The 22,011-nt window shown below is 69.5% G+C and carries 22 protein-coding genes; 12 read left to right on the top strand and 10 right to left on the bottom strand.

What is annotated here, in order from left to right; genetic code table 11:
* Positions 1–5: 5 nt before the first annotated feature.
* From MYMAC_RS12580 to MYMAC_RS12565, 4 genes are all read right to left on the bottom strand, one after another.
* Positions 6–1,292, bottom strand: coding sequence for an MFS transporter (locus MYMAC_RS12580; RefSeq protein WP_043710809.1), 1,287 nt, complete (start codon positions 1,290–1,292; stop codon positions 6–8).
* A 93-nt stretch (positions 1,293–1,385) separates the two neighbouring features.
* Positions 1,386–3,395, bottom strand: coding sequence for an adventurous gliding motility protein GltC (gene gltC, locus MYMAC_RS12575; protein WP_095958262.1), 2,010 nt, complete (start codon positions 3,393–3,395; stop codon positions 1,386–1,388).
* A complete protein-coding gene (locus MYMAC_RS12570) occupies positions 3,392–4,162 on the bottom strand; it encodes an outer membrane beta-barrel domain-containing protein (RefSeq protein ID WP_013939115.1) in 771 nt (256 codons plus the stop codon). Before MYMAC_RS12570 ends, gltC begins: the two co-directional genes overlap by 4 nt.
* Positions 4,159–4,986 carry an outer membrane beta-barrel domain-containing protein gene (locus MYMAC_RS12565; RefSeq protein ID WP_095958261.1) on the bottom strand — a complete coding sequence of 276 codons (828 nt, stop codon included), beginning with the start codon at positions 4,984–4,986 and terminating at the stop codon, positions 4,159–4,161. The genes MYMAC_RS12570 and MYMAC_RS12565 overlap by 4 nt, the downstream gene beginning before the upstream one ends.
* A gap of 276 nt (positions 4,987–5,262) precedes the next feature.
* Between MYMAC_RS12565 and cglC the strand changes: the two genes are divergently transcribed.
* The 6 genes from cglC to ybaK all read left to right on the top strand — a co-directional run bounded on the left by cglC (position 5,263) and on the right by ybaK (position 11,589).
* The gene (gene cglC, locus MYMAC_RS12560) at positions 5,263–5,775 is read left to right on the top strand and encodes an adventurous gliding motility lipoprotein CglC (RefSeq protein ID WP_238540106.1); all 513 of its coding nucleotides are present in this window, start codon (positions 5,263–5,265) and stop codon (positions 5,773–5,775) included.
* Between the two features lie 95 nt (positions 5,776–5,870).
* Positions 5,871–7,304, top strand: a complete 1,434-nt coding sequence (locus MYMAC_RS12555; RefSeq protein WP_013939112.1) for a vWA domain-containing protein — start codon at positions 5,871–5,873, stop codon at positions 7,302–7,304.
* Between the two features lie 162 nt (positions 7,305–7,466).
* The gene (locus tag MYMAC_RS12550; RefSeq protein ID WP_095958260.1) at positions 7,467–9,281 is read left to right on the top strand and encodes an AMP-dependent synthetase/ligase; all 1,815 of its coding nucleotides are present in this window, start codon (positions 7,467–7,469) and stop codon (positions 9,279–9,281) included.
* Between the two features lie 190 nt (positions 9,282–9,471).
* The gene (gene purE, locus MYMAC_RS12545) at positions 9,472–9,969 is read left to right on the top strand and encodes a 5-(carboxyamino)imidazole ribonucleotide mutase (RefSeq protein WP_013939110.1); all 498 of its coding nucleotides are present in this window, start codon (positions 9,472–9,474) and stop codon (positions 9,967–9,969) included.
* Entirely contained in the window at positions 9,966–11,108 is a 1,143-nt protein-coding gene (purK, locus tag MYMAC_RS12540) for a 5-(carboxyamino)imidazole ribonucleotide synthase (protein ID WP_095958259.1), read from the top strand. Before purE ends, purK begins: the two co-directional genes overlap by 4 nt.
* Before the next feature lie 4 nt (positions 11,109–11,112).
* The gene (gene ybaK, locus MYMAC_RS12535) at positions 11,113–11,589 is read left to right on the top strand and encodes a Cys-tRNA(Pro) deacylase (RefSeq protein WP_013939108.1); all 477 of its coding nucleotides are present in this window, start codon (positions 11,113–11,115) and stop codon (positions 11,587–11,589) included.
* A gap of 10 nt (positions 11,590–11,599) precedes the next feature.
* Here ybaK and MYMAC_RS12530 read toward each other — a convergent pair whose 3' ends face one another.
* Positions 11,600–12,640 (bottom strand): zinc-binding dehydrogenase, encoded by a 1,041-nt coding sequence (locus MYMAC_RS12530; protein ID WP_239989508.1) that lies wholly within the window; start codon positions 12,638–12,640, stop codon positions 11,600–11,602.
* Between the two features lie 70 nt (positions 12,641–12,710).
* On the opposite strand from MYMAC_RS12530, the gene MYMAC_RS12525 reads away from it, so the two are divergent.
* Positions 12,711–13,961, top strand: a complete 1,251-nt coding sequence (locus MYMAC_RS12525) for a coiled-coil domain-containing protein (protein ID WP_204817560.1) — start codon at positions 12,711–12,713, stop codon at positions 13,959–13,961.
* Between the two features lie 108 nt (positions 13,962–14,069).
* A complete protein-coding gene (locus MYMAC_RS12520; RefSeq protein WP_204817558.1) occupies positions 14,070–15,257 on the top strand; it encodes an EAL domain-containing protein in 1,188 nt (395 codons plus the stop codon).
* Here the strand turns inward: MYMAC_RS12520 and MYMAC_RS12515 are convergent, their stop codons facing one another.
* Both MYMAC_RS12515 and MYMAC_RS12510 read right to left on the bottom strand, forming a co-directional pair.
* On the bottom strand, positions 15,258–15,533 hold the full coding sequence (locus MYMAC_RS12515) for a DUF6289 family protein (protein ID WP_239989507.1): 276 nt from the start codon (positions 15,531–15,533) through the stop codon (positions 15,258–15,260).
* 128 nt (positions 15,534–15,661) lie between these two features.
* Complete coding sequence (locus MYMAC_RS12510) at positions 15,662–16,579, bottom strand: hypothetical protein (RefSeq protein WP_157757495.1); 918 nt, start codon at positions 16,577–16,579, stop codon at positions 15,662–15,664.
* A gap of 219 nt (positions 16,580–16,798) precedes the next feature.
* Here MYMAC_RS12510 and MYMAC_RS12505 point away from each other — a divergent pair, with 219 nt between their 5' ends.
* Positions 16,799–17,041 (top strand): putative metal-binding motif-containing protein, encoded by a 243-nt coding sequence (locus MYMAC_RS12505; RefSeq protein WP_157757494.1) that lies wholly within the window; start codon positions 16,799–16,801, stop codon positions 17,039–17,041.
* Positions 17,042–17,152: 111 nt separating this feature from the next.
* On the opposite strand, the gene MYMAC_RS36800 is transcribed toward MYMAC_RS12505, so the two are convergent.
* The 3 genes from MYMAC_RS36800 to plpQ are packed head-to-tail and all read right to left on the bottom strand — an operon-like array spanning position 17,153 to position 18,483.
* On the bottom strand, positions 17,153–17,512 hold the full coding sequence (locus MYMAC_RS36800) for a hypothetical protein (RefSeq protein WP_157757493.1): 360 nt from the start codon (positions 17,510–17,512) through the stop codon (positions 17,153–17,155).
* A gap of 12 nt (positions 17,513–17,524) precedes the next feature.
* On the bottom strand, positions 17,525–18,067 hold the full coding sequence (locus tag MYMAC_RS12500; RefSeq protein ID WP_095958253.1) for a DUF192 domain-containing protein: 543 nt from the start codon (positions 18,065–18,067) through the stop codon (positions 17,525–17,527).
* 17 nt (positions 18,068–18,084) lie between these two features.
* Positions 18,085–18,483: a motility regulator PlpA gene (plpQ, locus tag MYMAC_RS12495; RefSeq protein WP_095958252.1), complete on the bottom strand. Its 399-nt coding sequence runs from the start codon at positions 18,481–18,483 to the stop codon at positions 18,085–18,087.
* 25 nt (positions 18,484–18,508) lie between these two features.
* On the opposite strand from plpQ, the gene MYMAC_RS12490 reads away from it, so the two are divergent.
* The 3 genes from MYMAC_RS12490 to MYMAC_RS12480 all read left to right on the top strand — a co-directional run bounded on the left by MYMAC_RS12490 (position 18,509) and on the right by MYMAC_RS12480 (position 22,002).
* Entirely contained in the window at positions 18,509–20,869 is a 2,361-nt protein-coding gene (locus tag MYMAC_RS12490; RefSeq protein WP_204817556.1) for a hypothetical protein, read from the top strand.
* Positions 20,870–20,935: 66 nt separating this feature from the next.
* Positions 20,936–21,463: a hypothetical protein gene (locus tag MYMAC_RS12485; RefSeq protein WP_013939100.1), complete on the top strand. Its 528-nt coding sequence runs from the start codon at positions 20,936–20,938 to the stop codon at positions 21,461–21,463.
* A 71-nt stretch (positions 21,464–21,534) separates the two neighbouring features.
* Positions 21,535–22,002: a nuclear transport factor 2 family protein gene (locus tag MYMAC_RS12480; protein ID WP_095958250.1), complete on the top strand. Its 468-nt coding sequence runs from the start codon at positions 21,535–21,537 to the stop codon at positions 22,000–22,002.
* Positions 22,003–22,011 lie beyond the last annotated feature (9 nt).

The following is a 22,011-nucleotide window of genomic DNA, read 5'->3' as shown; positions in this document are numbered from 1 at the left end:
CCATCTTAGGACCTTTGCTCGGCCCCCGCGCCTGCCATTCTCGCCTGGGCCACCAGGGCCAGCCCCAGGAGACCCGACAACGCCACCATCCCCGCCGCCGTCCCGTACGGGGCCGCGGGCCCCAGCCGGGTGAAGAGCCAGCCGCCCAGGGCCGGCCCCAGGATCCGCCCCAGCGAGCCGAAGGCCTGGTACGCCCCCAGCACCGCCCCCAGCCGCTCCGGCGGGGCATGCAGTGATACCAGGGCGGACAGACACGGCGTCACCAGCGCCGAGCCCACCGCCAACAGCCCCATCACCGGGAAGAGCCACGCATAGTCCGGCGCCACGGGCAACAGCCCCAGCCCCGCGGCCGTCAAGCCGAAGCCCGCCGTGGCCAGCAGCGCCTCGCGCCCCGGCCTGCTCCCGGGCCCGCCCGTCAGCCTCCGCACCAGCCCGCCCTGCACCGCCGCGGAAATCACCCCCACCGCCGCGAAGAGCCACCCCGAGCGCAGGCTGGCCTCGCGCAGCACGTCCAGGTCCGTCACCGCGGCCCGGAGGAACAGCCCGCCGTCCTGCAGCGGCACCGGCCCGGACGACAGGAAGCGCGTCAGCAGGTAGACGGAGAAGGTGCCTTCCATCTGCGCGAAGGCGGTGGTGAACACCAGCATCAGCACCAGGCAGCGCCCCACCACGGGCAGGTTCATGGCCAGCGTGGCGCCCTTCAGCGTGCGCGCGTGCCCCTCTCCCGGGCGCCCCTCCACCCGCGTCTCCGGCAGGAAGAAGTACGTGCTGGTGAGGTTGAGCGCCACCAGCCCCGCCGCGAACAGACCGATGGCGAGGTTGCCACCCCAGGCGCCCAGGAAGCCGCCCAGCGCCGGCCCCAGCACGAAGCCCAGCCCGAACGCCGCGCCGATGACGCCCATGCCCCGCGCCCTGTCCTTGGGTGGGGTGATGTCCGCCACCACGGCCTGTGCGGTGGAGATGTTGCCACCGGAGATGCCGTCGATGACACGCGCCAGGAAGAGCAGCGGCAGCGACTGCGCGAAGGCGAACAGTAGGTACGCCAGCAGCGAGCCCACCTGGCTCACCAGCAGCACGGGCCGCCGCCCGTACCTGTCACTGAGCCGGCCCAGCACCGGCGCCGACACCAACTGCATCAGCGAATAGATGGAGATGAGCAGCCCCACCGTGAAGGGCGAGGCGCCGAACCGCACGCCGTAGACCCCCAGTTGGGGAATCAGGATGCCGAACCCGATGAGGTCCAGCGCCACGATTCCGAACACCACACGGAGTGACGCCGCCCGCCGCACCACCTGTTGCCCCTTTGCGCGAAAAAGAAAACCGCCGGAGCGCGAAGATAGCGCTCCGGCGGCTGGAATGGGGGAGAAGTCCCGGCCCGGCGGGCTTTACATCGCCTCGGCGGACTGGACGTTCCGGTTCGCGGTGTCGCGCTCGATGCAGCCCTTGGTCATCGTGTACTGGTAGGTGCCCAGCTCGTCGCGCCAGTACTCCCCCTCGTACGGCCAGTAGAGCTGGTCGTCCTGGACGGCGACGGAGTACTTGTACTTCTTGACGATGGCCGTGCGGCCGCCCGCCTTGAGCTGCTCCTCCAGGAACTCCTTCTCCTTGGTGGTCGTCTCGAACTTGATGCGCAGGCCGTTGGCCAGGAGCTGCTTGAGCGCCACCAGCTCCGTCTCCAGCTTGCCCTTGGCCATGATGCCGGCCTTGGAGATGAGCGCCGTGCGCTGCACCTTGAGCCCGTCCAGCAGGGACTTGCTCAGCTCGGAGTACTTGAAGGTGTCCGCCCGGTTCGCGAAGGCGTCCATCTCCGCCTCCAGCTCCAGGATGGAGTCGTTCGTCTTGCGCAGGTCCTGGTCCGTCAGGGCCAGCCGGAGGATGCGCTCCAGGATGAGGTCCGTCTCGTTCTTCTCCAGACCCTCCTTGTTCTTCTTCTGCACGTCCGCCAGCACCGAGTAGTACTCGCTGGCCTCCATGTTCTTCTTCACCAGCGCCTCGAGCTGGTCATGCACCGGCAGGTAGGTGCGCTCGAAGTCCCCGAGGATGCTGGTGGACTCCCGGTAGCGGCAGTTCTCGTAATAGATGACCGCCTTCAGGATGAGCGCCTCCGGGAAGTACTCCTCCCGGAAGAAGGGCGACGACAGGGTGATGAGGTTGCCCAGCGCCTGCTCGTACTGGCCCACGCGGTAGTTGGCCCACGCGGACTCGAAGAGGGACTCCAGCCACTGCGTGTTCCCGCGCTCCACCTTGCCCAGGTAGAAGAGCGCGAAGCGGTTCTGCTGCATGCCGTAGTGCGTGCGGGCGAGCTGCATGAACGCCAGCTCGCGCAGCGACTTGTCCGCCTTCGCCTGCTCGGGCGTCTTGCCCGCCACGGGACGGGTGAGGCGCACCACTTCCTTCATCGCCTCGATGGCCGCCAGCATCTCCCCGTTGGCGCGCTTGGCCGCCGCGTCCTTCTGCCGGCTGCCGTTGCGGAACGAGGACAGGCCCTCCAGGTACTTGGCGCGGGGGAAGAACGGGTCGGTGCGCGGGATGGTCAGCGCCAGCCGCTTCACCTCGGAGAAGCTCTTGTCCGCCTCCTCGGGCTGCCCCACCTGGTCCAGCGCGCGGCCGCGCACGAAGTGGTAGCGCGCCAGCAGGTAGCGGAACTCGTTGCGGTACTTCTCCGGGAACTCCTGGTTCGCGTGACGGGCAATCTCGTCGAGGATGACCGTCTCGTTCTTCGTCTTGCGGCTGATGAAGAAGAGCCACTCCAGGCTCGTCTTGAAGAACTTCGTGGACGGGCCCAGGGAGAGGATCTTGGAGAACTCCCCCAGGGACGAGTGGTACATGCCCATGCGGTAGAGCGACTTGGCCAGCACGTAGCGCGCCTCGGTGTGCAGGCCCGCCAGCTTCGGGTCCTCCAGCAGCTCGTGCGCCGCCATGGAGGCCTTCTCGTATTCGTCGTTCTTGAAGAGGCTGACGGCCACGTCCAGGCGCTGGCGGTCCGCCGTCTTGCCGGAGACGTCCACCGCGTCGAAGGACATGGTGGGCGCGGCCGGCTTGGGGGCCTCCTGCGTCAGGTCCAGGCCCATGCCCATGCTCCCGGTGTTCGCCGGCGGCGAAGCCGGGGTGGGCGCGGGCGCGGGCGCCGCCTCCGCGGGGGCCACCGTCGTGGGCGCCTCGATGGAGCTGGCGGCGGCGTCATCATCACCGGCCTCGTCCTGCACCGGCGCGGGCTTCGCCTTGTCGGTGCGGGCCTTGCGGGTGGGCCGCTTCTTCTTCTTGGTGGGGCGCTTCTTCTTCTTGGACTGACCGGAGAGGTCCAGGCCCTCGAAGCTCTGCGCGAAGGTGGGAGCCGTCCACGCGAGCGACAGCCCGACGACGGCGACACGGATGAGCCGGAAGGAGCGCATCATGACTCGGACCCGAAGAAGAAGGAGACACCCAGCTCGAACAGGAGCTGGTTGCGCAGGTAGTTGCCGGAGACCTCGGTGCCCTTCTCCACGTAGATGAGGTCACGCAGCTCCGTGCGGAGCGTCACCCACCGGTTGAGGAAGAAGCGCGCGCCCACGCCCAGGTTCGCGCCCGGCGTCAGGTAGTTCTGCGCCACCGTCCCCGGCGTCTCGCCCGGGCCCCGGTACTGCACCAGGGAGGCGCCCGCGACGCCGTACAGGTCGAAGTGGACGAAGGTCTCCGCCAGCAGCGACACCTTGCCGTAGATGGGCGCCCACTGGACGTCCGCGCCACCCAGCAGCTTGATCTGCCCCGGCGCGTTGCCGTCCAGCTCGTTCAGCGTGGGAGCCACGCAGCCGCGCGTGGAGCCCTCGCCGCCATCCCCGAAGGTGCACTTCTGCGCCGCGCCCGCCACCGTGTTGACGGCGTAGCCCACGCGCAGGCTGATGCCCAGCGTCTCCATGGGGTGGTAGGTCAGCGTGCCGCCGAAGATGTACTTGCTGTAGAACGCGTCGCGCAGCGACAGCGTCGCGGACGGGCTGAACTCGAGGCGGCCCTTCTTGAGGAAGACGTGGCCGGAGACCGGCCGGACGCGCTCGCGCAGGGGCCCGAGCCGGTCCTTGTCCACCTCGGACACGTCGCCGGCCTCCACCTCTTCGGTGGTCTGGGCGGAGCCCAGGGCGGGCCCGGTGAGACACAGGGCGAGGAGCACACGGAAGAGGCGCTTCATTCCGAGTCCCTCCCCGTGGACTTGAAGGGCAGGAACAGCGAGATGCCTGCGTTGAGCGTCATGACGTTCTGGATGGCCCCCTTGCTGCTGCCCAGGGGCTGATCCACGTAGGAGGTGTTGATGAGGGCCACGTTGACGGCCAGGTAGTCCTGCGCGACGAAGCGCATGCCCAGGCCCAGGTCGGCGGCGGGGTTGAGCCCGCGCCCCGGCAGCGCCGAGGTCTCCGTCCTCACCACGCCCGCGCCCGCCAGCAGGTAGCCGTCGAAGTGGAGGATGGAGTTGAGGAAGGCCACCTTGCCGTAGATGGGGCTCCACTCCACGTCGCCCATCGCGGACCACTGCGGCACGGAGTAGTAGATCTGGCTGTTGAAGGTCCGCTTCGCGGTGCGCACGTCGTCCGACGGCACCACCTGCATCAGCGAGCCTCGCGCCGAGATGGCCAGCGTGTCCGCCAGGTAGTAGGCGCCCCGGACCGACAGGCCCACCTTCGAATAGAAGGCGTCATTGACCGAGAAGCTCAACAGCGGCGTCAGCTCGAAGCGGCCCTTCTTGAGGTAGACCTTCCGCTGCACGCTCTTCACCCGGTCCTCCTGGGTGATGTCCGTCAACGGCAACTGCGGATCCTCTTCCACGGGCTCGTCCGCGAGGCTGGACGCCGCGGCCGGACTGGCCTCCTCGACCGGAGGAGGCGCGGGTGATTCTGCATCCTGCGATGACTCGGCCTGCGACTCGTCGGTGAGGTCGAGTCCCATGCCTTCCTGGCTCTGGGCGGATGCCAGCGCGGGCACCAGACACAGGGCGAGCAGCAACTTGGGGCGGTTCAAATCCGGAGGCTCCGTGAGGGAGGGGGGCGTAACTGCCACCGGGGGTTCAGCGCGACTCTCGGCTTCCGCATCCTATCGGTCGTATTCCCAACCATCAACCGCGCTGAGCAAGCCTGGTTACCGCGTATCCCTCCGGTATTCCTTCACAATTCCACCCGCCGTACCGCCGTACGGGGGCGTTGGTGTTCCAGGGGGCTGTGCTACCCTTCCCCCCGCTCGCGGGCCCGAGGTCCCGTGCCCCATCCCCCCTTTGTAGAGGTCAGAGGTCCCATGAAGATGTTCGTGCGAACCGCCCTCATGATGTCCACCGCGCTGCTGCTCGGTGGCTGTGAGGTGGCCAGCGAGATTGGCAAACCCTGCACGCTGGTGCGCAAGGCGACCCCCGAGGAGTCGGCGGCCAACAACAACACCCGGACCATGCCCATCCTGGAGGGGGAGATCGCCGCCAAGCAGGACTTCATCTCCTTCGGCTCGGTGGAGTGCGAGGACCTGATCTGCGTGCGGGATCAGGACTATCCCCGCGCCCTCAATGAAGACGGCTCGCTGAACGAAACGGAGCCGGCCCGGGGCTACTGCAGCAAGCCCTGCATCGAGGGCGGTTCCTCCTGTGACGTGACGGACACGGACGACGTGAACCCCGACCTGCCCGGCCGGATGTCGTGCCGGCCGATGCTGCTGGATCAGGACACCCTGGATGCGCTCCGCTCCGCGGACGAGGCCTTCTACCGGCGGACGTTCGGCGAGAACAACTCGCCCTTCTTCTGCGCCGGCGCGCTCATCCCGGATTGATTCACCGGACACTTTTCGCGCGGCGGGGTAGACCTTTCCGCGCGGCTGGTTCGTAAAGGCAGGGCCCGCGCCGTTTCCGCAAGGAGCCCTGCCTCATGAACCGTACGGTCCTCTTCCTCAGTCTGGCTGGCGGTCTCGCGCTCACCGCCCTGGTGCTGGGGCTGCCCCAACTGGGCACCCCGCCCCCGCGGGAGCCGGTCGTCGTCGCGGACCCCATCCGGCCAACGCCCCCTCCCGCTCCGCCCGTGGTGCCCGCCACGTCAGGCTCGCTGACGCTGACGAGCCGCCTGTCCCATCCGTACGTCCCCACGGGCACCTCCGAGCTGTTCGCCACCTTCGACCTGACGGGCGCCGAGGTGCCGGGGGCGCAGCGCAGCCCCGTCAACCTGGCGCTCGTCATCGACCGCTCGGGCTCCATGAGCGGCTACAAGCTGGCTCAGGCGAAGCAGGCGGCGCGGCACCTCATCGGGCTGCTGGGTGACGCGGACCGGCTGGCCATCATCCACTACGGCTCGGACGTGAAGAGCCTGCCGTCCCTGCAGGCCACCGCCGCCAACCGCGAGCGGATGTTCCAGTACGTGGACGGCATCTGGGACGAGGGCGGCACCAACATCGGCGCGGGCCTGTCCGCCGGGCGCTACCAGCTCTCCGCCGCGCAGCAGGCCTACGGCGTCAACCGCCTCATCCTCATGAGCGACGGCCAGCCCACCGAGGGCCTCACCTCCGACGAGGAGCTGACGCGCATGGCGCGGGAGCTGCGCGCCGCCGGAATCACCCTGAGCGCCATTGGCGTGGGCACGGACTTCAACGAGGACCTGATGCAGTCCTTCGCCGAGTACGGCGCGGGCGCCTACGGCTTCCTCGAGGACGCCGCCCAGCTCGCCACCCTCTTCCAGAAGGACCTGCAGCAGGCGGGGACGACGGTGGCGCGCGGCGTGACGCTGACCTTCACCCTGCCCCCTGGCACGTCGCTGGGCGAGGTGCTGGGCTACCGCGCCAGCCAGTCCGGCAACCAGGTCCACGTGGCGCTGCCTGACTTCTCCGCCGGCCAGCTGGAGCGCGTGGTGGCGCGGCTCAACGTCACCGGCGACACGGTGGGCCAGACGGTTCGCGTGGTGGACCTGAAGCTGGCCTATACCGACCTCATCCGCGACGCCCAGGTGGCCAACGCGGCCTCGCTGACCTCCGTGGTGACCAACCGCCGCGAGGAGGTGCTGGCCCGCCAGGACCGCGAGGCCACCGTCTACGCCGCCCGCGCGCGCAGCGCCGTCAACATGCAGAAGGCGGCGGAGGCGCTGAGCGAGGGCCGCAAGGACGAGGCGAAGCTCTATCTGCAACGCAACCAGGCCCTCTTCGACGAGGCCAGCGCGGTGTCCGGCAGCGCGGCGGTCGCCGCCGACCAGGCCGAGCAGCAGGCCGTGCTGGACGCGTATGACAACGCGGAAGGCGAGGAAGCTCGGCGCTCCCTCGTGAAGCAGAGCAAGGTGAAGGCGCTCAAGAGCTTCGGCAAGCTCGGCTCCACGTACTGAGAGCCGCAATACGCGTCGACTGGACGCCCCGCCGCACTGCGTCGTGTTCACGATCGTGTGCAGGTGGGGCGTGAAGTTTCAGGAATGGGCCCACACAGGGGGCGTTCAGCCTTAAGCTGCGGCACCTCTTCACCAACCCTGTTTCCGAGTGGAGCCCCCCTCATGCAGCTCCCGCAGTTCCAGACCCTGATCGACATTCTCAAGCGCAGCACCTCCACCTTCGGCAGCCGCGAGCTCTTCGGAGAGAAGAAGAACGGTCAGTGGGTCTGGACGACCTACTCCCGCTTCGGAGAGATGGTCGATGACCTGCGAGGAGGGCTCGCGCAGCTCGGCGTGGGCGCGGGTGACCGCGTGGCCGTCATCTCCAACAACCGCCTGGAGTGGGCGGTGGGCGCGTACGCCACGTACTCGCTCGGCGGCGCCTACGTGCCGATGTACGAGTCGCAGCAGGCGAAAGAGCTGCAGTTCATCATCAACGACAGCGGCTCCAAGGTCGTCTTCTGCGCCACGGATGAAATCGCGCAGCGCATCCAGTCCGTGCGCGCGGAGCTGCCGCACCTGGAGCACATCATCCGCTTCAGCGGGACCACCAGCGACACGGACAGCTTCGCCACGCTGCTGCGGCGGGGCGCCGAGACGCCCACGCCCATGGTGAGCCCCAAGCCCACGGACCTGGCGGGCCTCATCTACACGTCGGGCACCACCGGCCAGCCCAAGGGCGTGATGCTCAGCCACGCGAACATCGCGCGCAACGTGTCGGCGATGCACGAGGTCTTCCCCATGGGGACGGACGACCGCTCCCTGGCCTTCCTCCCCTGGGCGCACGTCTTCGGACAGACGGTGGAGCTGCACGCGCTGTTCTCCATGGGCGCGTCCATGGCCATCGCGGAGGCGGTGGAGAAGATCATCGACAACCTCTCCGAGGTGAAGCCCACGCTGCTGTTCAGCGTGCCGCGCATCTTCAACCGCATCTACGACGGGCTGCAGAAGCGCATGGCCGGCGAGAAGCCGGTGACGCGCTTCATGTTCCGCCGGGGCCTCGCCGTCGCGGCCGAGAAGCGCGCGCTCGCCGAGCAGGGCAAGTCCAGCGGCCTGCTGGACCTGCAGCACGCCTTCTTCGACAAGGTGGTCTTCTCCAAGGTCCGCGCGCGCTTCGGCGGGCGGCTCAAGTACGCCTTCTCCGGCGGCTCGGCCATCTCCAAGGAGGTGGCGGAGTTCATCGACAACCTCGGCATCACCGTCTACGAGGGCTACGGCCTCACGGAGACGTCGCCCATCGCCACGGCCAACTTCCCGGAGAACCGGAAGATCGGCTCGGTGGGCAAGGCGCTGCCCGGCGTGCGCATCGAAATCGACACGGCGGCCACCGGCGAGGCGAAGCAGGGCGAAATCGTCGTGCACGGGCACAACGTGATGATGGGCTACTACAACAAGCCCGAGGAGAACGAGAAGGTCTTCACCGGCAACGGCGGCTTCCGCACCGGTGACATGGGCTACCTGGATCCGGACGGCTACCTCTACATCACCGGCCGCATCAAGGAGCAGTACAAGCTGGAGAACGGCAAGTACGTGGTGCCCAGCCCCATCGAGCAGTCGCTGGCGCTCTCCACGTTCATCGCCAACGCGTTGGTCCACGGCATGAACAAGCCGTACAACGTGGCCATCATCGTGGTGGACGTGGACGCGCTGAAGAAGTGGGCCACGGAGAAGGGCCTGGACACCAGCTCCATGCCGGAGCTGCTCAAGCGTCCCGAGGTGCTGCAGCTCTACCGTGAGCAGGTGAACGAGTTCACCCGCGACGTGAAGGGCTACGAGCGCCCGCAGCGCTTCCTGCTCACCAGCGAGGACTTCACCGTCGCCAACGACATGCTCACCCCCAAGATGAGCGTGAAGCGCCGCAACGTGGTGGCTCGCTACAACGACGCCATCGAGGCGCTGTATCGCGAGGGCGCGGACCGCTCCGTCTCCGCGGCCTAGCCCCCTGGGTGCCGGGCAGGGGTGCATCCCCCTGCCCCACCCTGTGTGCGTGCGCGCACCGGGAATGCGGGAAGGCCAGCGTGTCATCCTCGTCACCCGCGCCTTTCCGTGTTGACCAGCGGAATCCCCCCGCCCTATCTCCGCGTTCCTCCTGGTTTCGGCGGGACAGCGCACGGAGGCGCGCACACCAATGGCGAGCAAGGTCACCCCGTGGGTCGGGGTCATCATGGGCGGTAAGAGCGACCTGGAGCACCTGCAGCCCGCGGTCGACATCCTCAAGGAGCTGGGCATCCCGCACGAGGTGCGCGTGGTGTCCGCCCACCGCACCCCGGACTGGATGATGGAGTACGCGTCCACCGCGGAGTCGCGGGGGCTGTCCGTCATCATCGCCGCCGCGGGCGGCGCGGCCCACCTGCCGGGCATGGTGTCCAGCAAGACGCTGCTGCCCGTCATCGGCGTGCCCATGCCCACCACGCTGCTGAGCGGGCTGGACGCGCTGCTGTCCATCGTCCAGATGCCCAAGGGCGTGCCGGTGGGGACGCAGGCCATTGGCAAGCCGGGCGCCGCCAACGCCGCCCTGCACGCCGCGGCCATCCTCTGCCTGAAGTACCCGGAGCTGCGCGAGCGGCTCGCGGCCTGGCGCAAGGCGCGCACCGACGAGGTGCTGGCGCACCGGGAGCTGTCATGAGCCCGCGCGTGGTGCTGCCCGGCGGCACGATTGGCATGCTCGGCGGCGGCCAGCTCGGGCGGATGATGGCCCTGGCCGCGCGCACGCTCGGCTTCCAGGTGCAGGCCCTGGATCCGGACGCGGACTGCCCCGCCCACTCCGTGGTGGACCGCTGCCACACCGCGCCCTTCGGCGACGCGGCGGCCGCGGAGACGCTGGCGCGCGCGTGCGACACGGTGACGCTCGAAATCGAGAAGATTCCCCTCGCCACGCTGGAGGCGGTGGCGCGGCACACGCCCATGCGCCCGGGCGCGGACGTGCTCCGCGTGATTCAGCACCGCGGCCGGCAGAAGGGCTGGCTCGCCAAGGGCGGCTTCCCGCTGGGCCCCTGGCGCGAGGCGCACTCCGCCGAGGAGCTGGCCGAGGCCATCCAGGCGCTGGGCGGGCGCTGCTTCGTGAAGTCCAGCGAGGGCGGCTACGACGGGCGCGGGCAGGTGGAGGTGACGTCCGCGGACGAGGCCGCCCAGGCGTGGCGCGAGCTGGGTGAGCGCTCCGTGGTGGTGGAGGCCGCGCTGGCGCTCCAGTCCGAGCTGTCCGTGCTGGTGGCCCGCAGCCCCAACGGGGAGGTGGCGGTGTACCCGCCCGCCTTCAACCACCACGAGGAGCGCATCCTCGCGTGGTCGCTGCTGCCAGGCCCGCTGCCGAAGCCGGTGCTGGAGCGGGCCACGGAGCTGGCGCGCGGCATCACCGAGCAGCTCCAGGTCGAAGGCCTGCTCGTCATCGAGCTGTTCCTGCTGAAGGACGGCAGCGTGCTCGTCAACGAGCTGGCGCCGCGCCCGCACAACAGCTTCCACTCCACCGAGGTGGCGTGCCTCACCTCGCAGTTCGAGCAGGCGGTGCGCGCGGTGTGCAACCTGCCGCTCGGCTCCGTGGAGGTGGTGCGTCCGGCGGCCATCGTCAACCTGCTGGGTGACTTGTGGCTGAAGGACGGCGGCCCGCGCTTCCAAGACGTGCTGGCCATGCCCGGCGTCCGCCTGCACCTGTACGGCAAGCGGGAGGCGCGCAAGGGCCGGAAGATGGGCCACCTGTCCGCGGTGGGCAGCTCGCCCGAGGACGCGCTCGCCCGCGTGCGGGCCGCCGCCACCGCGCTGGGGATGTGAGGCCGTGAAGACGAACGCCGCCCGGCTGCTGGACTCGCTGGGCGTGAAGTACGCGCTGCGCGACTACGACGTGGACCCGGAGGACTTGTCCGCGGAGACGGTGGCGGCCAAGGTGGGCATGCCCGCCGAGCAGGTCTTCAAGACGCTGGTGGCGCGCGGCGACCGCACCGGCGTGCTGATGGCGGTGGTGCCCGGCAACGCGGAGCTGGACTTGAAGGCCCTGGCCCGGCTCAGCGGGGACCGCAAGGTGGACACCGTGCCGCTCAAGGAGCTGCAGCCGCTCACCGGCTACATCCGGGGCGGCTGCACGGCCATTGGCGGCAAGAAGGACTACCCCGTCTACGTCGACGAGACGATGGAGCTGTTCGACGCCATCGCCGTGTCCGCGGGCGTGCGCGGCACGCAGCTCGTGCTCGCGCCCGCGGACTACCTGCGGGTGACGAAGGCGAAGACGGGCCCCATCTCCCGCGACAAGGCCTGAGCCTCGCCGCTCACGGTGACGCGGCCGGGGCCTGCCCCTGCTCCGGAACGAAGAGCACCTTGCCGGACGTCATGTCAGCGGACGCGATGCGCACCGCCTCGCCCGCGGACTCCAGCGGGAGCCGGGCGCGCACGGGCGTCTCCAGCGTCTGGCCCACCAGCGACGGCACGCCCATCAGCGCCTTGATTTGCGCGGCGCCGAAGCCCTGGCGGTGCCACTCCGACAGCCAGAAGCCCTCCACGCGCTTGCGCCCGAAGATGAGGTCCGCGGGCGCGATGCGGCACTCCTGCTCGGAGAGCGAGCCGTACACGATGACGGTGCCGCCCTCCGGGAGCGCGTGCAGGAGTTGGCCTGTGAGCCGGCCGCCCACCGGGTCGAAGGCGAGCGACACCTTCAGCGCGTGACACACGCGGTGCAGGCGCTCCTCGAACTCGGGCTCGTGGGTGCTCAGCACGTGCTCCGCGCCCAGCTCGCGCAGCAGGGCCACCTGCTCCTGGCGCCGCACCACATTCACGATGGGCACGCCCCGGCGCTTCGCGAGCGCCAGCAGCATGCGCCCCATGGTGCCCGCGGCGGCAGTTTGCGCCAGCGCGGCGTGGCCGCCCTCCTTGGCGCGCTCCATCAGCACCCACGCGGTGAAGGGATTGATGAACAGGCTGGCGCCCTGCTCATCGGAGACCTGGGCGCGCAGGGGCAGACACTGCCCCAGGGGCACCGCCGCGTACTCCGCCCACAGTCCGTCCCCGTCGCCGGGCGCCACGCACGCGACGCGGCGCCCCACCAGCAGCCGGCCGGCGACCCCGCCCGCGGCCACCACCGTCCCGCTGGCCTCCAGCCCCGGCACCACGGGCAGCGGCTTGCGGAGCCCGTACTGCCCGCGGACGAACATCAGGTCCGCGGGGTTGATGGGCGCCGCCGCCACGCGAACCAGGACCTGCCCCGGGGTGGGCCTGGGCACCGGCCGGGACTCCACGCGCAGGGACTCCGGCCGGCCGTCATAGGCGGTGAGGACCAGCGCGCGCATCGTCTCGGGAACGACGGGGCTCTTCATCGGCAGACCTTTTTCGCCACCCATGCGTGAAAGGGACAGTTCCTGCCCGGCCAACATCCGTGGGGAGTCGATGAACGCCACTCTATTGCAACTCCATCATCGCGAGGCCTTCGAGCAGACCGTGACGCGCGCGCTCACGGCGGGAGCCGGCGCCGGCATCCTCCACCTGGCCACCGCGCGACTGGGCCTCCCCGTGCCCCTGGCGTGGCTGGTCCCCGCCGCCGTCGTGCTCGGGTGTGCACGAGGCGACAAGTGGGACCGCGTGCTGCTCGGCGGACTGGGGCTGCTCCTCACCGCGCTGCCCTATGCCCTGGGCATGGCCCCGGGTTGGACGGTGGCGTTCAGCGCGGGTGCGGCGGGGGCGCTGCTGGTGCGCTCACGGCTCAGCGACCGCGGCGAGAATGGCCAGGTGGCGGAGGCGCGCCCCACCCTCTTCCACTTCGGGCTGGGCGCGGCGCTGTGCGCGGGCCTGACGCTGGGCGGCGTGGAGGTGGCCCGCATCTTCTCCGCGCGGCTGGCGGACCTGGCCACCCCGGCGCTGCTGGGCGCGGGCGTGACGGGCGGCATCCTGGGCCTGTTCGTGGGGCTGAGCGCGGTGGCCTCGCACCTCGCGCTGTCCGCGGACCCCGTGGAAGCGCGCGTGGAGGCCCTGCTGCCCCAACTCGCCGGTGACTTCCATGCGCTGACGGAGCGGGCGCTGAACCTCTACCGGCAATGTGGCCAGTCGCTAGCGCTGCTCCCCCGCGAGCCGGCGCGCGAGGAGCTGGCGCGCACGCTGGGCCGGATGACGCGCGACGCCGCGGAGCTCGCCTCGGAGTGGGCCGGCGTGGAGGCGCAGTTGGAGGAGCGCGCGCAGGCGGAGCTTCAGGCCGAGCGCGAGGATTTGGAGCGCAGCGCCCGGGCCAGCACGGATGCCGTCGCGCGGCGCCAGTTGGAGCTGGCCGCGGCCTCCCTGGGCGAGGAGGTGGAGCGGTTGGGCGAGCTGAAACAACGCCGCGAGCGCATCCTCGCCCGCCTAAGGACGGAGGTGGCCCTGCTGGAACGGGCCCGCGTGGCCCTGCTGTCGCTGCGCAGCGGGCAGGCCCAGCTCAAGGCGGCGGAGCTGTCCGCCCTGGCCCGCCGCTTCCGCGCCCTGTCCTCCGTCCAGTGGGAGGAAGGCCAGGCCATGGACGCAGTGGCGGCCCAGGCCACGGTGGGAACATCCCCAATGATTCAGGGAACTTCTGGGCACTCAATGCCTGTCGAAGCCGTCCCATCGGAGGCGGACGGAGGCCCGGCGGGCACCTCGCTGACCGAGCAGCCAAGGGCCCGTGAGACGTGACGGCGGCGCTCCCGGCCGACGCGAGGTGCCATGCCGAGACAGGCGCTTAGACACCTTCTTTCGGGGAGGGCATGGAGCCTGCGTGGGCTTGGGCTACACTTTCCACACATGAGCCTGCCCCTCTCGTCCGCACCAGCGCCCTCCTGGCTGTGGAAAGGTGACGAGCCGAGCGTCACCTCGGTGTTTCAGCCCATCGTGGACTTGCTGCGTGGCGAGGTCATCGGGCACGAGGTGCTGTCGCGCGGACCGGGCGAGTTCCGAGAGCCGCACGTGCTCTTCACGCAGGCGCGCCTGGAAGGCTACACGTGGGAGCTGGAGCGCGCGTGCTGGACGTCCGCGCTGCGCTGCATCGCCACGCTGCCGGAGGCGCAGCGCAGCGCGCCCTTCTTCTTCAACGTCAGTCCGGACGTGCTGAGCGACCCGCGCTTCGGCGACGGCTCCACGGAGGAGCTGCTCGCGCGGTATGGACTGAACCCGAAGAACCTGGTGCTGGAAATCACGGAGAAGGCGGCGTTCGAGGACAACGCGCTGCTCCAGCGGCTGACGCGGCAGTGTTCCGCGCTGGGCTTCGGCATCGCGCTGGATGACTTCGGCGCAGGGCACTCTGGATTGGTGACGCTGGTGAACAGCGCGCCGCAGTTCATCAAGCTGGACCAGGCGCTGGTGCGAGACATCCACCGGCACAGCTACCAACAGCACCTGGTGAAGTCGCTGGTGGCCTTCGCGGCCAGCGTCAACGCGACGCTGATTGCCGAAGGCGTGGAGACCTGGGACGAGCTCGCCGTGCTGCTGCGGCTGGGCATCCGCCACGCGCAGGGCTACCTCGTGGCGCGCCCCTCCCCCGTCCCGGTGCAACCCAGCGTCGAGTTCGAGGCGCGGCGCCATGAAGCCATGCGCGCGCTGGACTTCCGCGAGGACGAGGACGACGACACGGTGGGCAGCATCGTCATCCGCCGCGTCTGTGTGGAGCGGGCCATGACGGCCGAGGAGTTGGAGCGGCTGTTCCAGCAGAAGGCCGATGTGGACCACATCGCGCTGCTGCATGGCGAACGGCTGGAGGCGCTGGTGCTGCGGCGGTTGACGGCCACGAAGGGCCCGGCGCAGGTGGCCCCGCTCGTGGTCGAGGACCGGATGGCCATCACCACTCTGGCGCGGCTCGCCATGGAGCGCCCACCCGAGGCGCTCTATGACCCGGTGGCCGTCACGGATGCCCAGCAGCGCTTCCTGGGCACCGTCACGATGCAGGCGCTCATCCGCCGCGTCACGGAGCTGCTGGAGCGGCACAGGCCGGCCTGATCAAGGGCACGGCTGCGGGGCGATGCGGACGAGGCGGTACTCCGACTTGTTGCCCCAGTTCACGCGGCCACCGCCGCAGGTGCAGCCGGACTGCCCGACCAGGTTCGTGTACTCGCTGTCCGAATAGAACTCGTACCAGAACTGAAGCGCGCACGCGGCGAGCGCCTCCTCCTGCGTGTCCAGGGACAGCTCGGCGTCGTCCTGCTCCACGCCGCCACAGCCCGTCAGCAGTCCCGCGACCAGCGCCATCTGACCGACCCATCGCTTCATCTGCATACAGCCTCCTGAGTTGAGTCACCTGTTGTTGTTGCAACAAGGGACTGTGCTGGGTTGAAAACGAAGCGTCCAGGACTTGGCGCATCCCAAAACCTGTCCACGAACAAGTTCCAACCCGCCAACACCACTCAGGGGCGCTTGTCCTTGGGCTGAGGTCCGACGACCTCCGTCAGTCGACTGCAGTCTTCAGAGAATGGGAAGCTGGAGTAAAACGGCGCCTGCTCTCCATCCTTCCGTGCCTTCTCCAACGTGATGATGGCGACAAAGGAGTCATCCGCCGCCTTACAGAAGAGGTCTCGGGCCAATGTCAGGTCCCCTTCCTCTTCAGCAAGAGCCGCCCGCTTTGCAAAGCACCCTGCAGCAGTTCCGACCGGCGCCTTCGGCAGGACGTCATCGATTATCCGGAGGGCTTCTTTGTTCCTCCCCATGGCGTAGAGATAATCGTAGGAGTTCAGCACGAAACCACAGTCTTGGTTGGCAGGAAGGCCGTCTGACTTCTCGGTCAGCCGGAGCACATGGTCGGAGCCTTGCACTCCCTTCCAACTTTTGTCGGCTGCACCAGGCGTCGCATCCAGCTTTGCAATGATGAAGTACATCCCGGAAGCAAGCTGCGCCGTCTCCTCCGCCGACAAGACGAGGGAGTAGAGAAGTGCGTAAGGCGCGGCAGCCGTCAGTTTCACGGGGCTCGGACTGCTCCCAACCTTGTGCAGGGGCCAGTGCACAAGGCTACTCACGCGATTCTTCCTGAGAAAGACCTCGACGGTGAGAAGCCGGTCCCAACCGCCCTCGGGCGCTTCCATCACGATATCGCCTGCGGCGGATGCCTGCGCATTCGCCTCGAACAGACTCGGATGCGCCAGACCGACCGTTACGACCAACGGCCATCCCTTTGGCAAGGATGAGATTTTGGATCCGACAACGAGCCTGGGTGAAGCGGAAGCCGGTGCCCCGGCAACCTCACGTTGCGCGGCGCCCGCCTGAGTCCATCCCGGGACCACGACCAGAGCCAGCACCAAAACCCAGCCTCGAAGAAAAGTCGTACCCATGGACGTCCCCGTCCCAAGAAGACAAGGTACGAGCCATCTTCGCAATGAGATTACGGCGTTCTCCCGCAAGGGCTCAGGGCGCGATGTCCAAGCCCACCACACCCTCGAAGCGGACGGCGCTGCCCTTGCGGATGCCGATCTTCTCCGTCCAGCCGCCGGGCATCTCCAGCACGTACTGGCTGGGGGCGCTCACGGAGCGGGACTCGAAGGACCCACCGTGTGGATGGCTATGGCCATGGCGGACACTGGCAATACGCCTGCAACCGGCCGTCCGGATATGTGTCCAACGGCTCCGACTGCCACGACTCCAACGCCAGCATCAACCCTGGCATGCCCGAGTCGTGCATGGACACCATCGACAACAACTGCGACGGCTACGTGGCCCCCTACTGCGGCTCGAATCCCAATCCCAATCCCACCCCCTGGCCCTGCCCACCGGGACAGTCCTGCCAGGAGCCGTGACGCCGCCCAGGCAGTGAGGCAGCACCCCAGGCGTTGTGACTGACACGCGGTCCCGGAGAAAAGGTCCGGGGCCGCGCTACGCAACCCGAACAAACGCAGCAGCAGCCGCGCTCACCCACCACGCCGCAGCGCATTCCAGTGCGCATCGATGCGCGCCGACATGGCATCCAGCGCGACCGGCGCCGCCGTCAGGCTCGATTCCTCGACGTCTTCAAGGTTCCGCCACCACGCCGGAGCACGGCTTGACCCGTGAGTGTAAGCCCGGCAGGAACTGCACCACACCCAGCAGCCACCCAGACGCCCACCAGGTCGCGCATGGAAATAGGCATGGACCGCCTCATGCGCACAGCGGGGACACTGCGCGGGCATGCGCTCGGCAGGACCTTCCCATGCCTTCCGCAGCGTTTCCTGCAACAGGTCGCGCGCGTCGTCGTCCTGCCAGGCGCTCTCATCAACAGGCGTGTGGGCCATGAACCGTGTTCCTCAGGGCTCGATGTCCAAACCCGCGACGCCCTCGAAGCGGACGGCGCTGCCCTTGCGGATGCCGACCTTCTCCGTCCAGCCGCCGGGCACCTCCAGCACGTACTGGCTGGGCGCCCCCACGGAGCGGGACTCGAAGGAGCGAGGCACCGCGCGCGACACGATGCCCGCCACCCGCAGGTCCGACGTGATGAAGATCATGTCCAGCGAGATGAGCGTGTTCCGCATCCAGAAGCCCTGGACCTGCTCATGCGGGAAGAGGAACAGCATGCCCTTCCCCGCCGCCAGCTCCTTGCGCCACATCATGCCCCGCTGGCGCGAGTCCGCCGTCGCTGCGATCTCCACCTCGACCCGGTGCGCACCGCCGAAGGCGTCCTCCAGCCGCACATGTCCACGCGGAAGCGGCGGCATGACGTAGTCCTCGGCGGTGACGTCGGTGACGCGCGGACGCGGCGCCTCCGCGGCCTTCGGCGTGGCGCGGGGCGCGCTACCCTGCGCCTCCTGCTGGCAGGCCGTGGCCAGCAGCAGCGGCATGGCCACCCCCATCCACCGAAGGCCGCGCGTCATGAGTGCGAGTGCAGCGGCTTGTTGAGCAGCTTCTCCGTCAGCTCGCCGCCGAGGCTGTCGGACATCAGCCCCTCCACCACCGTCTCGAACTCCACCCGCTGCGCTTCGCTGCTGTAGATGAAGCGGATGCCCATGCCGGGCTCCTCCGCGTCCGCCTTGGACCAGACGACCTCTCCGAGCAGCTCGAAGGGGGCCTCCCGGTGCGGAACCGTCAGCTTGAACAGGAAGCGCGTGCCGATGGGCAGCGGCTTCTTCGTCTTGATGAAGGTGCCACCCTTGCTGATGTTCTTCGTGTAGTCCGCGAAGAACGAGTTGAGCTTCTTGTAGTCGACCTTCAGCTCGATGGGCGCGCGCCCGTTCTGGCGGTGCTCTGGACCTGTCTTCTGTTCGGACATGCTGGCCGGGAGTATAGGAGAGGCCATGCGGCAAGTCCTCACCCGCGCCTCTGGCCTGTTGCGTCGCCCCGCCGTCCTGGCCACCGTCCTCCTGCTCGCGGGCGGGGGCTCGGCGCTCGTCCTGCTCCCCCTCTTCGGCGTCCCCGGCTTCGAGCTGAGCCTGGCCCTCTCCATCGCCGTGGGCCTGCTCGGAGGGGGGCTGGGCATCGCCGCGGCCGCCCAGGAGCACCGCATCCTGCTGGGCGCCACGCCGACCCCGCCGGGCGCCCTCCGGCCACAGACGCCCGGCGGCGCGGTGGCCCGGGCCCTGGGCGCCGCCCTGCTCCTCAACGTCGGCGTCCTGGTGCCCCCCTTCCTGGCGGCCACCCTGTTCGCCTGGCTGCGCACCGCGTGCGACCCGTTCGCACTGGTGGGCTTCTATCCGATGCTCACCCTCCCCTCGGCGGCCCTGGCGGCGACGGCAGGCGTGCTGTGCGGCTTCGCGGCCGAGCGCCCCCGCCGGGCCGTGGGGCTGTACGCCCTCCTCATCCTCGTCTCGGCCATCCCCACCGCGTGGCCCATCGTCGCCGGGCCCCAGGTGTTCGCCTTCAACCACTTCCTGGGCCACATGCCCGGGCCCCTCTACGACGAGGCCCTGGGCGTCTCCGCCGCGCTCGGCTGGTTCCGTCTGCAGACGCTGCTGTGGGTCTCCGTGCTCGCGGGGCTCACCTGCGCGCTGCTGGACCTGGGCACCGGGCGCCTGCGCCGCGCCGGCCTGCGCCGGGGGACCCTGGCCGCGCTGGTGCTGCCACTGGCCGCCATCGCCTTCATGGAGGCGCGCGGCCCCGCCCTGGGCCTGCGGATGACGGATGCCTGGCTGACGGAGGAGCTCGGCGGCCTGCGCGAGACGGAGCACTTCGTCCTCCACTACTGGCGAGGCAAGCCCCGCGAGGACGTGGACCGCTTCACGCGGGATTTGGAGTTCCGCTGGGCCCAGACGCGGCACTTCCTGGGCGTGGCCCCCACCGAGCCCATCCACGTCTGGCTCTACCGCGACGAGCACGAGAAGCAGCGCCTGGTGGGCGCCGGCCGCACGCAGTTCGCCAAGCCCTGGCGCCACGAGCTGCACATCCAGGACCGGTCCTTCCCCCACTCCGTGCTCCACCACGAGCTGGCGCACGTCATGGCCGCCCCGGCGGGCAGCGGCCCCTTCCGCGTCACCACGCGGCTGGGGGTCTGGCCCCTCATGGGCGTCATCGAGGGGCTCGCCGTCGCCGCGGATGGCCCCGTGCAGGGCGACCTCACGCTGCACCAGTGGGCGGCGGGCATGCGCCGGCAGAAGCTGGCGCCGGACATGCGCAAGCTGATGGGGCCGGAGGGCTTCTACCAGTCCGCGCCCGCGCGGGCGTACACCGTGGCGGGCTCCTTCCTCCTCTACCTGGCGGACACCTACGGCGCGGACCGGCTGCGGACCCTGTATGCCCACGCCGACTTCGAGGCCGCGTATGGCCGGCCATTGGGAGAGCTCGTCACCGAGTGGGAGCAGCACGTGGACGCGCTCCCGCTGGACGAGTCCCTGGTGGCGCGGGCCTTCGCGCGCTTCCGCACCGGCAGCCTCTTCACCCGCGCCTGCGCCCGCGAGGTGGCGCGCCTGTCCGACGCCGCCCGGCAGGCCCTGGCGAGCGACCCCGAGGACGCGCTGGAGCGCTACCGCCGCGCCGCCGAGCTCCAACCCGAGGAGCCCTACTTCCGCCTGGGCGAGGCCGTCGCGCTGTCCCAGTTGGAGCGCTACGCGGACGCGGACACGGTGCTCGCCGCGATGGGCGACCGCATGAAGGGCCAGGCCGTGCTGGAGGCGGAGGTCGCCATGGCGCGGGCGGACGTCGCGCTGCGCAGGGGGCAGCCCGGTGAGGCCCGCCGCTTCCTGGACCAGGTGCTGTCCAGGGACGCCGGGCCGGAGCTGACACGCACCGCCCAGGTGAAGCTGGCCGCCATGGAGTCCACCGCGCGCCAGGGCCCCATCGACGCGTACTTCCGCGCCGGCCAGGACGAGGTGCGCCTGCTGCTCCTCGCGCGCGCCCTGGCGGCGGTCCCAACGGACCCCTACCTCAACTACCTGATGGGGCGGCGCTTGCAGCAGGTGGGCTCGCCCGTGCTGGCCACGGGGTACCTGCAACAGGCCCTGGCGGCGGAGGGACTGCCGGAGGCGCTGCGGCGCGAGGCCCTGCGGATGCGGGTGGAGTCCGCCTACCTGGCGGGAGACTGCGGCGCGGTGCGACACGAGCTCGGTGCACTACCGGACTTTGGCGCCGCCTTCCGGGCCTCCGCCGACGAGTGGCGGGAGCGCTGTGACTTCGAGGAGAAGACCTTCCGCGGACTGCTGGTGCCACGACAGGCTTTCCGCTAGCCACGCTTTTCGGCTAGGCAGGCAACCAGACAGCGGTGACGTGCCAGCCTGGCAAGGAGGACGTGGATGCGTTTCGAGTCGCGGCATCGGATTCAGGGGACGGTGGATGAGGTGGAGCGCGCGCTCCTCGACGAGCGGTACTTCGAGTTCCTGCTCAAGCACCACGGCGTGCTGCTGGAGTTGCAGCCCCTGGAGGTGAAGCCGGACGGCGACGTCGTGCGCCGCCGGGTGCGCTACCGCCCCAAGCCCGTCATCGAGAAGATTGGCCCCAAGACGGTCCCCCCGGAGTGGTTCGCCTTCATCGAGTCGTCCACCTATGACAAGCGCCGCAAGGAGCTGACGTTCGAGAACGTCCCCACCTCGAACAAGATCTCCAAGATGCTGGTGAACACCGGCACCATGCGCTTCCGCGACGTGGGCGGCGGCCAGACGGAGCGGGTGATGGACGGCGAAATCGCCCTCAAGCTGCCCTTCCTCCTCAAGCCCCTGGGCCTCATCGCGGAGAAGGTCATCCAGGCGGAGGGCCTGAAGATTCTCGACAACGAGGTCCCGGTGCTCAACCGGTTCATCGCCGAGGTCATCCGCCCGGGCTAGTCCACCGCCCGGCCCCGGCGGGGCCTGGGAATGGGTTGACTTCCCTTGGGTTGTCCCAATAAGGCCCCGCCATGCTCAAACGCTTCCTCGCCTTCAGCGTCCTGTCCCTGCTGGCCGCGTGCGCCCCGAAGCGCATCCCCGGCACGGACATCGTCGACAACTCCGACACGCGCGCCATCCTCGCGGTCATGGAGCAGTACCGCACCGCGCTGGAGGCCCGGGACGCCCAGGCCATCCAGAAGCTCGTCTCGCCTTCGTTCCAGGACGACGGCGGCACGCCGAGCGACCCCAGCGATGACCTGACGGCGGAGACCCTGGTGCCGTACCTGGAGAAGGTCTTCCCCCGCATCCAGGGCCCCCGCATCGAGCTGAGCATCCGCCGCATCCAGGTGGGCGAGGGCGTGGCCGCCGCCATCTACTACTGGAACGCCTCCTGGCGGATGCCGTCGCTCCACTCGCGCCCCATGAAGGAGTCCGAGCTGGAGCAGATGGTGCTCCGCAAGGAAGACGGCACCTGGAAGATTGTCACCGGCATCTGACGGCCGCGG

Origin of the sequence: Corallococcus macrosporus DSM 14697, from assembly GCF_002305895.1 — a bacterium.
Taxonomy (GTDB): domain Bacteria; phylum Myxococcota; class Myxococcia; order Myxococcales; family Myxococcaceae; genus Myxococcus; species Myxococcus macrosporus.
Note: the sequence above shows the minus strand (reverse complement) of the source record. Positions and strands in the feature narration are given on the sequence as shown.